At 66.9% G+C, this 14,111-nt stretch carries 15 protein-coding genes and 2 pseudogenes; 5 read left to right on the top strand and 12 right to left on the bottom strand.

Annotation, left to right across the window (positions count from 1 at the left end):
• The first annotated feature begins 74 nt into the window (after positions 1 to 74).
• Positions 75 to 1,046, top strand: a complete 972-nt coding sequence (locus ABIA65_RS22815; protein ID WP_354524981.1) for a TIGR03621 family F420-dependent LLM class oxidoreductase — start codon at positions 75 to 77, stop codon at positions 1,044 to 1,046.
• A gap of 14 nt (positions 1,047 to 1,060) precedes the next feature.
• On the opposite strand, the gene ABIA65_RS22810 is transcribed toward ABIA65_RS22815, so the two are convergent.
• Entirely contained in the window at positions 1,061 to 1,978 is a 918-nt protein-coding gene (locus tag ABIA65_RS22810) for a tyrosine recombinase XerC (RefSeq protein WP_241399759.1), read from the bottom strand.
• A gap of 234 nt (positions 1,979 to 2,212) precedes the next feature.
• Here ABIA65_RS22810 and ABIA65_RS22805 point away from each other — a divergent pair, with 234 nt between their 5' ends.
• A complete protein-coding gene (locus tag ABIA65_RS22805) occupies positions 2,213 to 3,595 on the top strand; it encodes an HNH endonuclease signature motif containing protein (RefSeq protein WP_354524980.1) in 1,383 nt (460 codons plus the stop codon).
• A 29-nt stretch (positions 3,596 to 3,624) separates the two neighbouring features.
• On the opposite strand, the gene ABIA65_RS22800 is transcribed toward ABIA65_RS22805, so the two are convergent.
• The 10 genes and pseudogenes from ABIA65_RS22800 to ABIA65_RS22755 all read right to left on the bottom strand — a co-directional run bounded on the left by ABIA65_RS22800 (position 3,625) and on the right by ABIA65_RS22755 (position 11,385).
• Positions 3,625 to 4,011, bottom strand: a complete 387-nt coding sequence (locus ABIA65_RS22800; RefSeq protein WP_241399763.1) for a VOC family protein — start codon at positions 4,009 to 4,011, stop codon at positions 3,625 to 3,627.
• A 214-nt stretch (positions 4,012 to 4,225) separates the two neighbouring features.
• Entirely contained in the window at positions 4,226 to 5,386 is a 1,161-nt protein-coding gene (locus ABIA65_RS22795; RefSeq protein ID WP_354524979.1) for a lactate 2-monooxygenase, read from the bottom strand.
• Positions 5,387 to 5,409: 23 nt separating this feature from the next.
• Entirely contained in the window at positions 5,410 to 6,261 is an 852-nt protein-coding gene (locus tag ABIA65_RS22790; RefSeq protein ID WP_241399766.1) for a siderophore-interacting protein, read from the bottom strand.
• 38 nt (positions 6,262 to 6,299) lie between these two features.
• Complete coding sequence (gene dprA, locus ABIA65_RS22785) at positions 6,300 to 7,424, bottom strand: DNA-processing protein DprA (protein ID WP_354524978.1); 1,125 nt, start codon at positions 7,422 to 7,424, stop codon at positions 6,300 to 6,302.
• On the bottom strand, positions 7,424 to 8,929 hold the full coding sequence (locus tag ABIA65_RS22780) for a YifB family Mg chelatase-like AAA ATPase (protein ID WP_354524977.1): 1,506 nt from the start codon (positions 8,927 to 8,929) through the stop codon (positions 7,424 to 7,426). Before ABIA65_RS22780 ends, dprA begins: the two co-directional genes overlap by 1 nt.
• The gene (locus ABIA65_RS22775) at positions 8,929 to 9,300 is read right to left on the bottom strand and encodes a YraN family protein (RefSeq protein ID WP_354524976.1); all 372 of its coding nucleotides are present in this window, start codon (positions 9,298 to 9,300) and stop codon (positions 8,929 to 8,931) included. Before ABIA65_RS22775 ends, ABIA65_RS22780 begins: the two co-directional genes overlap by 1 nt.
• Before the next feature lie 103 nt (positions 9,301 to 9,403).
• Positions 9,404 to 9,604, bottom strand: a pseudogene (locus ABIA65_RS22770) (FAD-binding protein); the annotation flags it as partial.
• A 62-nt stretch (positions 9,605 to 9,666) separates the two neighbouring features.
• Positions 9,667 to 10,278: a sigma-70 family RNA polymerase sigma factor gene (locus ABIA65_RS22765; protein ID WP_354524975.1), complete on the bottom strand. Its 612-nt coding sequence runs from the start codon at positions 10,276 to 10,278 to the stop codon at positions 9,667 to 9,669.
• Between the two features lie 255 nt (positions 10,279 to 10,533).
• Positions 10,534 to 10,632: pseudogene (locus ABIA65_RS22760) on the bottom strand (DUF1326 domain-containing protein); the annotation flags it as partial.
• A gap of 171 nt (positions 10,633 to 10,803) precedes the next feature.
• Entirely contained in the window at positions 10,804 to 11,385 is a 582-nt protein-coding gene (locus ABIA65_RS22755) for a GNAT family N-acetyltransferase (RefSeq protein ID WP_354524974.1), read from the bottom strand.
• A 252-nt stretch (positions 11,386 to 11,637) separates the two neighbouring features.
• On the opposite strand from ABIA65_RS22755, the gene ABIA65_RS22750 reads away from it, so the two are divergent.
• Positions 11,638 to 12,066 carry a DUF732 domain-containing protein gene (locus ABIA65_RS22750; RefSeq protein WP_241399780.1) on the top strand — a complete coding sequence of 143 codons (429 nt, stop codon included), beginning with the start codon at positions 11,638 to 11,640 and terminating at the stop codon, positions 12,064 to 12,066.
• An 11-nt stretch (positions 12,067 to 12,077) separates the two neighbouring features.
• Here the strand turns inward: ABIA65_RS22750 and ABIA65_RS22745 are convergent, their stop codons facing one another.
• A complete protein-coding gene (locus ABIA65_RS22745) occupies positions 12,078 to 12,461 on the bottom strand; it encodes a heme-binding protein (protein ID WP_241399782.1) in 384 nt (127 codons plus the stop codon).
• Positions 12,462 to 12,694: 233 nt separating this feature from the next.
• Here ABIA65_RS22745 and ABIA65_RS22740 point away from each other — a divergent pair, with 233 nt between their 5' ends.
• Together ABIA65_RS22740 and ABIA65_RS22735 are read left to right on the top strand one after the other, a co-directional pair.
• Entirely contained in the window at positions 12,695 to 12,979 is a 285-nt protein-coding gene (locus tag ABIA65_RS22740; protein ID WP_241399783.1) for a DUF8820 family protein, read from the top strand.
• 105 nt (positions 12,980 to 13,084) lie between these two features.
• Entirely contained in the window at positions 13,085 to 14,104 is a 1,020-nt protein-coding gene (locus tag ABIA65_RS22735) for an iron ABC transporter substrate-binding protein (RefSeq protein ID WP_241399784.1), read from the top strand.
• Positions 14,105 to 14,111: the final 7 nt, after the last annotated feature.

Below are 14,111 nucleotides of genomic sequence, written 5' to 3'. Positions count from 1 at the left end.
GATTGTGGACCGAATGACGCTGATAGAGGGCTCCTCTGCTCCCCCGTGATCCTACGCGGGCCTACCGTCGAGACATGGTCTCGGCATCGCAGTCGCACACCTCCCGCCCGATGCGCTTCGGGTTGACCACGGCGCTGCCCCGCGGTCGCGAGTTCGGCGACTTCGCCGTGTCGGTGGAAGCGGCCGGTTTCGACGTCATGACGTTCGCCGATCATCTCGTTCCCACGCTGTCACCGTTCGTCGGTGCCACCGCCGCGGCCATGGCGACCACGACCCTGCACACCGGGACCCTGGTGCTCAACAACGACTTCCACCATCCCGTCGACGTGGCACGGGAGGCGGCCACTCTTGCGGCGGTCTCCGGCGGCCGCTTCGAGCTCGGCCTCGGCGCGGGTCACATGCGGTCGGAGTACGACGCCGCAGGCCTGCCGTTCGACGGGGGCGGCATCCGGGTGGCCCGCCTCCAGGAGTCGGTCACGGTGATCCGCTCACTGCTCGACGGCGAGGCCGTTGACGTCGACGGCACGCACTACCGGGTGCACGCACCGGGCGGCGCCCTGGTCGCCGCCCCACCCACAAGGGTCCCGATCCTGATCGGCGGCAACGGGACCCGCGTACTTGCGCTCGCGGGGCGGATCGCCGACATCGCCGGGCTCGCGGGCATCACGCACAATCACGACGCCACGCGTGTGCGGCTCACCCACTTCGACCCCGTGGGCGTCGAGGACCGCATCGCGGTCGTGCGGGAGGCGGCAGGGTCCCGCTTCGACACCATCGAACTGAATGCCCTGATCCAGTTCGTCGTGCCCACCGACAATCCCGCCGCTGCCGCGGCGGAGCTGGCCGCCACGGTTGATGGCACCACGCCCGAGCTGCTGCTTGAGTCGCCGTTCGTCCTGATTGGCACACACGAGCAGATGGCGCAGGCACTCGTCGACCGGCAGCGGCGGTTCGGGATCAGCTACTGGACGGTGTTCGACGAACTGCCCGGACGCGCGTCGGCGCTGCCCGATCTCGCGAAGGTCATTGCACTGTTGCGGAATTGAGCGCTGCTGCGCGATCAGGCGCGTGGATGCGCCTGGTCGTGCACGGCGCGCAGCCGGGCGACGGTGACGTGTGTGTACAGCTGGGTGGTGGCCAGCGACGAGTGGCCCAGGAGTTCCTGGACGACGCGCAGGTCGGCACCGCCCTCGAGCAGATGGGTTGCCGCACTGTGTCGCAGCCCGTGGGGGCCGATATCGGGCGCGCCGGTGACCGCAGCCATCGTCTGGTGCACGACGGTGCGCGCCTGACGCGGGTCGATACGCCCACCGCGGGCGCCGAGCAGTAGGGCTGGGCCGGACGTCGGGGTGGCCAGCGCGGGCCTGCCGTCGGAAAGCCATGCCGCCAAGGCTCTTCCGGCTGGCTCACCGAATGGCACGGTGCGTTGTTTGTTGCCCTTGCCCAGCACCCGAAGCAGCCGCCGCGACGAGTCGACGTCATCGACGTCGAGACCGCACAGTTCGCTGACACGAATTCCGGTGGCGTACAGCATCTCCACGATGAGACGGTCGCGCAGCGCGAGCGGGTCGCCCTGCTGGGCGCCTGACGTCGCGGCTTCCATGGCGTCAAGCGCCTGATCCTGGCGCAGCACCGCGGGCAGTGTCCGATGCGCCTTGGGCACCTGTAGCCGCGTCGCCGGGTCGGTGTCGAGCAGGCCGCATCGCGACGCCCACGCCGTGAACGTCTTGACCGCCGAGGTGCGCCGAGCCAGCGTCGTACGCGCCGCGCCGCCGGAGGCCTGCGCCGAGAGCCATGAGCGGAGCACGGGCAGCGTCAGTTCCGCAGGCCCGCCGTCGGGGGTCCGCTCTCGCACGAAGGTGAACAGCGCCCTGAGATCGCCGAGGTAGGCGCGGCGAGTGTGCTCGGAGCGGCCGCGTTGCAGCGCGAGGTACTCGTCGAACTCCTCGAGCACCGCCTCGACCTGAACCGTCGTCACCTCACCACCGTTGCAGAGATTCGTCCGGGACTGCGTGAGGCGGTCGGGGGTGTGATGGTTTCGAGACTTTTCCCAACCCCGCCCACCCGCGAACGCGCGTGTCTGCGGGCGACACGCCGGTCTCGGATACGAGTTCGCGCACGCTCGCCGAATTGGTGAAAACTCTTCTGCCCCTTTGGTTTCACGTGTCACAAATCTGAGATTCCTGTCGGTCATCGCACGTATGTTCGAGGCATGTCATCGGGTCCCGTCGCCGCCGTGCAGGCGCTGCGCGCCGCCCGCGACACAGTCGCGGCCCTCGACCTCGACGCCCTGACCCACCCGGAACTCCTCGAACTGCTCGATCACCTCGAACACGACACCCGCCGCGCACCAGTCGCCGAGCACCGCATCCTCAACCGACTCGCCACCGAGGCCAACCCCGTCGAACTCGGCGACACCACACTGCGAAAGCTGGTGGCGTTCCGGCTGCGGATCAGCACCACCGAGGCCGGCAAGCGCATCGACACCGCCGCCGAACTGGGCCCCCGGCGCACCCTGACCGGCCAACCCCTGCCACCCGTTTTGGAGCGCACCGCCGCCGCCCAGGCCCGCGGCCAGATCAACACCGAACACATCGCGATCATCCGCAAGTTCTTCGCCGACCTACCCGAGCACATCGACACCCAGACCCGCACCGACGCCGAGACCGACCTGGTGCGTGTGGCCGCCAAACAGAGCCCCGAGGGGCTGCGCAGTGCCACTGCTCTGCTGCTCGCGCTGCTACACCCCGACGGGGACTACACCGACGCCCAACGCGACCGCCGCCGCGGCATCTCGATCGGCAACCAGGGCGCTGACGGGCTGAGCCGCATCAGCGGACACCTCACCCCCGAACTGCGCGCCACCCTCGAACCAATCCTCGCCAAATGGGGCAAGCCCGGCATGTGCAACCCCAACGACCTCACACCCACCATCGACGGCGAACCCACCGACGCCGCCATCGACAGCGATGACCGCACCCAATACCAACGCAACCACGACGCCCTACTCGCCATGGGCCGCAACCTGCTGTGCACAGGACAGCTAGGTCAGCACCACGGGCTACCGACCACCATCATCGTCACCACCACCCTGCAGGAACTGGAATCCGGGACCAGGCACGCCATCACCGCAGGCGGCACCCGCCTACCCATGCGCGATCTCATCGCACAGGCATCCCACGCCTTCCACTACCTGGCGGTGTTCGACCAACACACCGAAGCGGCCCTCTACCTCGGGCGCACCCGACGCTGCGCCACCGGCGCCCAACGCATCGTGCTCTACGCCCGCGACCGGGGCTGCACCCGACCCGGCTGCACAGCCTCGGGCTACACATGCCAAGCCCACCACGCCGTCGCCGACTGGAAGAACGGCGGCCAGACCAACATCGACGACCTCACCCTGGCCTGCGGACCCGACAACCGCCTCATCGAGCTAACCGAGTGGACCACACGAAAACGCAAAGACGGCCGCACCGAATGGATCCCACCACCACACCTCGACACCGGCCAAACCAGAGTCAACGACCTGCACCACCCCGAACGCATGCTGCGACAACCCCAGGAAACCCCCGACCAAGACGACGACCCCGTCTAGCCGGTCGAATGTCGTTGTGTCGGTGCGCCCTAAGCATCGTCGCCGGGTGCTGATACCTCGACCAGAATGTTGCCGGGTGCCAGGCAATAGAACAGATAGCGCCCGCGCATCTTCCTCGGCGGGTCAATCTGCTGCTCCTCGCCAGCCTGCAGACCGAGAAACACGGTATCGACGTCCTTCGTCGACGGCAGCCGAAACCCAATGTGGTAGGTGGTCGCCCCTAAGCCGACCTGATCCGCACCGCCCAGTTTGGGAATGGGCTGGCTGATCACCATCTCAAGGCCGGCATCGTCATAGAGCACAGCGAGTCGGTCGGCGCCACGCGTCACCTGATGGCGGAAACCGAAGTGCCGCTCGAAGAATGTGCGTGTCGCAGTGACATCGGGAACATAGAGGTCGAGATGATTGAGAATCATGGTGTCGCTCCAAGGAATCGGTGATCACCATGGAGCGCGGACTCCGTACCCGCGCGACACGTGACCCCTAGCAGGCGCGCTAGGAAACGTGTCGTGGGTTCTCGCGTCTGCTGCGGAACAGAGCTTCCGGAGGGAAGTGGCCGGGCTTACCTTTTCAACCGACCGTGCCTTTTTCGACTCGGTAACGGTAAGTGATCAATCCCCAGCCGGTCAACTAGGTGACGGGCCGCAACACATCCGGTGTCAGGTCGGCGAGCGAGCGGTAGCCGTCGATGCCCATGATGAGGTCCGCCTCGGCGAGCAGAGACCGCAGCACGTGCACGACACCGTCGGTTCCGGCCAACGCCATGCCGTAGGCGTAGGGCCGCCCGATGCCCACGGCTGTCGCACCGAGGGCCAAGGCCTTGACGATGTCGGCGCCGCTGCGGACGCCCGAGTCGAACAGCACCGGCACACCGTTGGCGGCCTCGACAACACCGGGCAGGCAGTCAATCGCGGGCAGTCCCCCATTGGCCTGTCTGCCACCGTGATTGGAGCAGTAGATGCCATCGACGCCACCGTCGATGGCGCGGCGTGCGTCATCCGGATGACAGATGCCCTTCACCAGCAGAGGCAATGTGGTCAGGGATCGCAACCACGGCAGGTCGTCCCAGGACAGTGAATTACCGAACCACGACACCCACTGCAGCACCGTGGCTTGCGGGTTCTCCTCCGGCGACTGCGCCAGCGCGGCGCGGAAGACCGGATCGCTGGTGTAGTTCGACAGGCATTTGCCGCGGAGCTGCGGGAAGTTCGACGTGGACAGATCGCGTGGCCGCCAACCCGGGACCCATGTGTCGAGCGTGACGACGATGCCCTTGTACCCGGCGGCCTCTGCACGTGACACCAGGCTCGCCGCCATGTCGCGGTCCGTGGGCGTGTAGAGCTGGAAGAACCCAGGGGTATCACCGAATTCGGCGGCGATGTCCTCGAGTGGATCCTCGGTCAGTGTTGACACCACCATCGGCACACCCGTGCGCGCCGCCGCACGTGCCGCCGCCAGGTCGCCGTGGCCATCCTGAGCGCACAGCCCGATCACGCCGATCGGCGCCATGAACACCGGTGAGGGCAACGTGAGGCCGAACAAGTCCACGGAGAGGTCGCGCTCCTTGGCCCCGACGAACATACGGGGCATCACCCCCCAGCGTTCGAACGCGGTGACGTTGACGCGCTGTGTGCGCTCGTCCCCCGCGCCGCCTGCGACATACGACCACAGCGATGGCGACATCGCCGACTGCGCCCTGGCCTCCAGATCCTCGAACGACATCGGCAGTGAGGGCACGATGCCGGACAGGCCCTGGAGGTAGATCTCTAACTGATAGTCACCGAACGCCATGACCTAAGGGTGCCAGCTGATGGTCAGCCGTCGGTGCCGGATTCCGCTTTCGCCAGTTCGGCCTTCCACTGACGGAACGTCTCCTCGGTGCGGCCACGACGCCAGTAGCCCGAGATGGACGCCGACTTCGCATCAACGCCACGCTCCTTGCGGATGTAGTGCCGCAGGTTGTGCATGACGGCCTGCGCCTCGCCGTGGATGAACACACTCACCCGGCCCGGCAGCCACGAGGCCTCCGTGACCGCGGCGACGAGCGGCGCGTTGTCGCCCGCGCTGTCATCGGACACCAGGTCGGCACGACCGCCTCGGTAGATCCAGCGCACCTCGACACCATCGGGCGCTGCCAACGGCACCTCGTCGTCAGGGCCGCTCACCTCGATGAACGCCTGTCCAACGGCATTGCGTGGCAACGCTTCCAGCGCCGCACTCAGCGCGGGCAATCCCGCCTCGTCACCGGCCAAGAGGTACCAGTCGGCTTCCGGATCCGGTGCGTAGGCGCCGCTGGGGCCCATCAGGTATGCGGGTTGGCCGGGTTTCGCTGAGGCCGCCCACGGACCGGCGACACCCTGCTCGCCGTGGACGACGAAGTCGATCGCGATCTCGCGCTTGTCGGCGTCGGCCCTGCGGACGGTGTAGGTCCGCACGACGGGCCGGCGCTCCTCGGGCAGTTCGTTAAAGCTGTCCAGCGTGAGTGGCGTGGGCAGCTCGCTGACGTCGACACCGTCGCGCACGATCACCAATTTCACGTAGGAATCGGTGAACTCACTGGGTACGAAGGTGTCGAAGCCGTCACCACCCAGCACCAGCCGGATCATGTGCGGGGTCAGCTGCTCGCTGCGGATCACTTCGAATGTATGAATCGGTCGTCCAGCCACGCCTTGGACTATACGAGCGGCCCACCAGACGTGGCGGTCTACCGTGGCGCGATCTTCCAGCGGCCCTCCTGCCGGATCACCAGACCCGCCAGCTCCAGCACCGTCAACGGGCCGAACAGCTGCTGAGCCGGGATGCCCGATGCCACGGCGATCTGGTCGGCGGTTCGCGCGCCACGGGAGGGAAGCGCCTCGTACACCCTCCGCTCGACATCGTCCAGATCGTCCAGCGGGGTGGCAGGACGATCGAGTTCCGGCGCGAGCTCACCGATGCTGCCGACCAGTTCGACGACCTCCGCGGCTCGGGTGACAAGCTGCGCGCCGCCACGCAGCAGCACATGACAACCCGCCGAGGCCGATGACGTGACCGGCCCCGGTACCGCGCACACCGGTCGGCCTATCGAGGCGGCCCACGCCGCGGTGTTGGCCGCACCGCTGCGCAGACCGGCTTCGACCACCACCGTCGCCCCGGACAGCGCGGCGACCAGGCGGTTGCGAGTGAGGAACCGGTATCGCGCAGGCCGAACTCCCGGCGGGTACTCGCTGACCACCGCGCCCTGCTCGGCCACGCGTCGCAGCAGTGCAGTGTGGCCCGCGGGGTAGGGCACGTCGATACCGCCGGCCAGGACCGCGACAGTGCTGCCCTCGGCGGCCAGCGCCGCACGGTGCGCGACGCCGTCGATGCCGTAGGCGCCCCCGGAGACCACCGCGACATCGCGTTCGACGAGCCCGGTCGCGAGGTCTCCGGCGACGAATTCGCCGTAGGTGGTGGCAGCCCGTGTTCCGACGATCGAGCAGGCGCGTTCAGCGACGTCACTGAGCCGCTCGGGCCCGTTCACCCACAACACCAGCGGTGGTTGGCTCTGCTGCTTCGGCCGACCCGGCGCACGGCGCAGACCTGCGAACGCCAGGAGCGGCCAGTCCTGACAGTCGGGTGTCAGCAGCCGGCCACCGAGCCGATCCAGAACAGCCAGATCCTCAACAGCGCAGTCGATCTCACGACGCGCCTCGGTCAGCACCAACAGATCGGCGCCCACCGCACCACGTCGCACCCGCTCGGCCGCCTCTACCGCACCCACCTCGGCGACAAACGACGCCAGTTGGGCGCACGGCGGTTCGGCGACTCGGGACAGGTAGGCCCACGCACGACACTCCTGTTCGTCCATCAGGCACCTGCCCCACGGAAACTCAACGCGGCGGTGACCTCGCCCAGGCCCGGTGAGGTCCGCCCGGCGAGGTCCGACAGCGTCCACGCGACGCGCAACGTCCGGTCCACGCCCCGAATGCTCAACGATCCACGATCAAGGGCGGACCGCAACGGCTGCATCGCCGCGGGCGCGGGGCGAAACCGCCTCCGCAGCAGCGAACCACTGACCTCAGCGTTGGTTCGGATGCCATGCGGAGCCCAGCGCGCGGCCGCGGCGTCTCGGGCGGCCGCGACACGGTCACGCACCGCGGCCGTGGCCTCCCCCTCGCCTGCGGCGAAGGCACTGGATCGAATCGGATGCAACTGCACACGCAGGTCGACGCGGTCGAGCAGCGGACCCGATAACTTGCCCAGATAGCGACGCTTGACCAAGCCCGTACACATGCAGTCCCGCGGATCAGGGGGTGCGCACGGACAGGGGTTGGCCGCCAGGATCAGCTGGAATCGCGCCGGATACCTGGCCACGCCGTCACGCCGCGCCAACCGGATCTCCCCGTCCTCCAACGGCGTTCGCAGTGCCTCAAGCACGCTGACACCGATCTCGGCGCACTCGTCGAGGAACAGGACACCCCGGTGGGCGCGGCTGACCGCGCCCGGTCGAGCCAGTCCCGAACCGCCGCCGACCATCGCAGCGACCGTCGAGGTGTGGTGCGGGGCGACGAACGGCGGCTGGGTGATCAGCGGCGCGCTACCCGACAGCAGGCCGGCCACCGAGTGAATGGCCGTCACCTCCAGGGACTCGTCGTGCGTCAGCGGCGGCAGGAGACCCGGAAGCCGTTGTGCCAGCATCGTCTTGCCGATACCCGGCGGTCCGGTCAGCATCAGGTGGTGCGCGCCCGCCGCAGCGACCTCGACGGCGTAGCGGGCATGGGCCTGCCCCACGACGTCGGAGAGATCGGCAGCGACGCCCAGCGCGGTCGGCGGCGCGGCGCTCGGCTCGTCGAGTGTGCCCTTGCCCTCGACCCAGGCCTGCAGCTGCCCGAGCGTGCCTGCGCCGAGAACATCGATGCCATCGACCAGGCTGGCCTCGGCGAGGTTGGCGCGCGGCACCACCACCGTCGGGATGCCCTCGCGTTTGGCCGCAAGCACCGCGGGCAGCACGCCATTGACCGGACGAACTCGTCCATCGAGCGCCAATTCCCCCAGTAGCACCGTCTTCTCCAACCGCGACCACGACTTCTTGCGATCCGCGGACAGCACGGCCAGCGCCAGTGCGACGTCGTAGACCGATCCGACCTTGCGCAGCGTGGCCGGTGACAACGCCAGCGTGAGGCGTGCCATCGGCCACGTGTTCCCGCAGTTGGTGACGGCGGCACGCACCCGGTCCCGGGACTCCTGCAGCGCGGTGTCGGGCAGTCCCACCAAGTGCACCCCGGGCAATCCCGAGGTGATGTCGGCCTCGATCTCGACGAGGTGGCCCTCCAGCCCACACACCGCCACCGCGAACGCCCGACCCAGCGCCATCACCCCACCCCCAGCACGTGCGATATCTCCGGGGCGCCCCCTGGGGTGATGCGCACCCCAAGCACGTCAATCCGAATCTGAGACCAACTCCGCGTTTGGCCAGCGAGCCACAACCCGGCGAGCCTGCGCAAACGGCGCACCTTGTCGGGCGATACGGCCTGCGCGACGCCACCGAACTGATCACTGGTGCGCGTCTTGACCTCAATGAACACCAGCGCGGCGGGCCCGGGATCGAAGGCTATGACGTCGAGTTCGCCGTACCGGCACCGCCAATTGCGCTCGAGCACCCGCCAGCCCAGCGCACACAGGTGATCGACTACCAGTTGTTCACCGAGCGCCCCGATCTGGGCGCGGGTCCGTGATTGCGTCATGACGACCACAGTCATCGTCGAGCCCGACAGAACAGGCGTCCGCGCTAGCGGTTATCCCCAGACGCGACTTCATCCACAGATGGGCCCCCTACGCCATACCCTGTCGTTCCGCGGCATCGTGTGGCGAGCGCCTGAGGATAGTGTTGGCCGGAATCCAGAACGCTCCGCCTGACCGCGCGGTCGAGCCACCAACGTGGTGCGTCTTCTCGATGATGAGCGAGGACATTCCGAGTTCGCTGGCCGCGAGCGCGGCCGCCATCCCAGTGCCCGATCCGATCACCAGTAGGTCGACGGACTCGTGCAGCTCGGTGTCTGCGGGGACCTATGTCGTCATCAGCCTTCTTCCACACGTGGACGGCGTTGACTCTATTGATCATTCGACTCAAGGACGAGGGGTCGCCCAGTGAGCGGAACACGTTCTGTCAACCCGCGTTCACGTGCGACCTCGGCCAGCGATACCCGAAGTCTCTGTCTGCCGCGATGCAGCCGTGACATCACTGTTCCGACCGGAGTGTCCATGATCTGGGCGATCTCCGCGTACCGCAGACCCTCGACGTCGGCGTAGTAGACCGCCATCCGAGCGGCCAGCGGCAATTGCTGTAGTGCCGCGACGATGCGTTCGTCGGGTAGCGCCTCCAGGGCCTGAACCTCCGCCGAACGCAGCCCGGGCAGCATGGGCTGCTGCGGCCTGAGCTGCCAGTCTGCAGGCTGGTCGGTAAGCCACTCCGCTGGTCGACGCTGCCGGCTACGGTGCCTGTTGATGTGGGTAGTGGTAAGGATGCGGTACAACCACGCCTTGAGATTTGTGCCCTGCGTGAAGGACCCAAATCCCTTATAGGCGCGGAGCATTGCGTCCTGGAGTAGGTCCTCCGCGTCGGCACGGTTGCCGGTCATCCGCATCGCAGCGCGATAGAGCTGGTCGAGCAGTGGGATCACATCGCGGTCGAAACGATCTGACAGGTCAGTCGAGTTCGGCATGACGGATCCCTTTCTTTCGCGACGCTGAGCCGTGGTGGGTCAACGGTGGTGAGGGGCCGGTGTGGACGTCATCGGCCGACTCCATGGCCTGCCGATGACGTCCCCTCCCGGGCTCACCCCATCGCTGGGGGTGGTGCGAGACCTCAGTGGTCGCATTGGCACTGCTTTGACGCGCCCAGTTCCTCCCGCACCTCATCGGCGGTCGGCCGATCGGAATCGGGCCGCCAATCGAAGGGGAAGTGCTTGCTGGATGTGCCGTGATACCACCCCGAGGCCGGCTAGGTCGGTATCGCCAAAGTGTCCTTCGCGGACGTGCCACACGAGCGTGAAGAGGCAGTCACCGTGCGTCGGCGCCAGTCCGTCGTCGATGTCGTCATCTGTTCTCCCTCTTGGTCAATATACTCCCGGGGGGTATCTTGCCGGACCCACGCTACAACGCCCGATCCCGGCGCGCAAGTACCCCCTGGGGGTACATGGCGGTCTAGACGTAGGAGAAGGCAAGGTACCCAAGGCCTGCCGCACACATCAGGCGCGGCTCGAGTCCTTGATCCACACCATTCGCCGGCCGGACTCGGCCGGGGCGCGCACCGGCCGCGGTTCAACACGGTCAAGGCGGTAGCCAAGCCGGCGTGCCACCGCGGCGCTGCGAAGGTTCGCCTCGTCGCAATGGATCTCCACCCGCTCGACGCCCGGCAGCGAGAGCGCTATGTCGGTAAGACTCGAGGCCGAGCGAGTGATGAACCCGCGCCCCGTGTAGTCGATGTGACACCAGTAGCCGATCGCCAACGCCGGCGCTCCCACATCGTCGTGCAGACCGACCGCCCCGACCACGGCACCATAACCATCGAAGATTCCGTAGTGGCAGCCTCCGTCAGCAGCAGGCCAGCTCACAGCCACTGTCGCGCCGAACGCGCGTTGCTGCTCCAGCGTGGCCGGCTCGGCGAGCCATTCCATCCACGGATGGATGGCCGAGTAGGACTTCGTGATGGCCTCGAACCGAGCCGCCAGATCGCCGGGCTGCCAGCGGCGCAGCACGATGTCGCCGAGGTCGATCCGCTCCGGCGGTGCGACGCCAGCGCCAAGGGCGCGCGCACGATGCACATCCATCCGAGACAGCCTAGTGACGAATGTCCTTGCGGCATATCGAATTAATTCGAGAGCGCGTCACCCCACGAACGTCGATATGGACCCGCCTCGGAGGCGATGCATCTTCACATGAGGACAGTCAGGCTCCGCTCACGAAACGCATAGCGTGCAAATCGTGTCCGCGTCGTGTTCCAAATGTTACAGAAGTACAGCAGTGTTCCAGAAGTTACGGCAGTGATTTCAATTCGTGATTCAAACAAGGGAGTAGGACCCATGAACGTGATTCCGGTCTTACTGGACGTTTCCGCACGAGCCACCGCGGCGGTGGCACTCTCGGTCGGCATCGTTGCGGTCGCAGCCGTCGCCCCGCCTCCGGCCAACGCCGATGTGGTCAGTGACAGATTCCTGGCCGCGCTCAAAGACTCCGGCGTGTCATACGGCGATCCCGGCACGGCGGTCAGCATGGCTCAATCGATCTGCCCCATGCTCGTCAAACCGGGCGGCGACTTCGCGTCCATCGCCTCCCAGATGGGCGGCACCAACGGCGTCTCACCCGGTATGTCGAGCCTGTTCACCAGCATCGCGATCTCGATGTACTGCCCCCAGATGATGGCCTCGATCGCCAACGGCGACTGGTTGGGCCAGGCGGCTCAGATGAACCTGCCCGGCCTGTCCGGGCTCAGCGGCATTCCCGGCTTCTAATCGCGCGGCTCTCAGATCCCGTCCAACAGCAGTGCCAACTGACTCGGCGTGACCGAGACGCCGCACTGCCCGCGCAGATCCTTGAGCGGGGCGACGATCCCCTGGAGGTCGAAGTACTCGTTCGGGTGTGCGGTGAAGTAGGCCCGCACCGAGGTCTCCGCCTCCCCGGCCGGCTGGCTGGCTGCGGCGGTGAGGACATCGTTGGCCCCTGGATGCGCATCCAGGTAGCCGCCCGCCGCTCCGAGCACCCCGCTGGCGGTGTTGGCGAAGCCACTGGCCGAGCACGGTGCCGCGCTGGCCGCAGGCATCGCGACAGCACCGGTGACCACACCGAGGGCACAAGTGGCCAGCACGCCGGCGACTCCCCGGCGCACGGATGAATTGATCGTCTTCATTGTGTTCCCTTGCATGTGTCTCGAGTGGATTCCCCGTACCGACAGCCAACGTAGCGCCGATCCACGCTCCCAAAACCGGGTTTCGGATTTCCCGAGCACAGCCCCGGCCGGCGATAGCTCCGACCGATTAACCGGCACAACCGATTTCACTGTCCGACCTGTCACACCCTCGCGCTATGTTGCACGTCGGACCGTCGTCGCGTTCCAGCACCACACCCCGAGGAGATTCGTCGATGCACTCGCCCATCCGTCACGGAGACGTCCTGCTGCTTCCGGTGAGGTCGGCACCGGCCGGCGCCACCGAACAAGTCACCAGTTGCATCGTCGGCGGCAGCGCGTCGGGTCCGCACCACATGCTCGACAGTGATCATGCGTTCGACAAGATCATCGCTGCCGACGGTGACCTCTATGTCGACCTCCACGGCCCGACGCGGCTGGTGCACCTGCGTGACCACGAGCGGCGTCCCGAACTCGAAGTGCCCGCCGGCACCTGGCGGGTCCTTGGGAGGACGGCGTAAGCGGGGCGCGCAACATGTGAACCCGCATGTCACCGTCGCCGCCCTGACCGCGATGCTTGGCGAGTATGTTGGCTAGGCAATCCTCAGTCGCGAAAGGACCCGTCGATGGCATCCCGCTGGACTCGAATGGCCGCACTTCTGTCCTCTGTGGCGCTGGCAGCCGGCCTCACCGCCTGCTCCTCGTCCTCCGAGGAGGCCGACGGGCTGCTGATCTACAACGCGCAGCACGAGTCGCTGACCAAGGAGTGGATCGACGCATTCACCAAGGAGACCGGGATCAAGGTCACCTACCGCCAGGGTGGTGACACCGAGCTCGGGAACCAGTTGATCGCCGAGGGATCATCGTCACCCGCCGACGTGTTCCTCACCGAGAACTCACCGGCCATGGCGGCTGTCGAGGACGCAGGTCTCTTCACCGACATCGACCAGGCAACCATCGCGCAGGTGCCGGAGCAGTACCGTCCGTCCACCAACAAGTGGACCGGTGTCGCCGCACGGACAACGGTGTTCGCCTACAACAAGTCCAAGCTGACCGAGGACCAGCTGCCCCGCTCGATCATGGATCTCGAGAAGCCGGAGTGGAAGGGGCGCTGGGGCGCGCCGCCCGTCAAGCCCGACTTCCAGGCCATCGTCGCGGCGATGCTGGAACTGACCGGTGAGCCGGCCACCTCGGCGTGGCTGGCCGGTATGAAGACGAATGCCGAGATCTTCTCCGACAACATCGCGACGCTGCGCGCCGTGAACGACGGTCAGGTCGACGGTGGCGTGATCTACCACTACTACTGGTTCCGCGATCAGGCGAAGACCAAGGAGATCAGCAACAACACCGCCCTGCACTACTTCCGCAACGAGGATCCGGGCGCATTCGTCTCAATCTCGGGCGGCGGCATCCTGGACTCGAGCAAGAAGAAGGATGACGCGCAGAAGTTCCTGACCTTCATCACCAGCAAGGCGGGCCAGGAGGTTCTGGAGAAGGGCACCTCGTTCGAGTACCCGGTGGCCAGCGGCGTCCCCGCCAACCCCGCGCTGGTCCCGCTCGCCGATCTTCAGGCGCCTGCGGTGAACCCGTCGAACCTCGACTCGAAGAAGGTCACCGACCTGATGACGAAGGCTGGCCTGCTCTAGATGGTTT

This window comes from Mycolicibacterium sp. 624, from assembly GCF_040548615.1.
Classification (GTDB): domain Bacteria; phylum Actinomycetota; class Actinomycetes; order Mycobacteriales; family Mycobacteriaceae; genus Mycobacterium.
The sequence above is the reverse complement of the archived record's forward strand: the minus strand, read 5'-3'. Positions and strand labels throughout refer to the sequence as shown.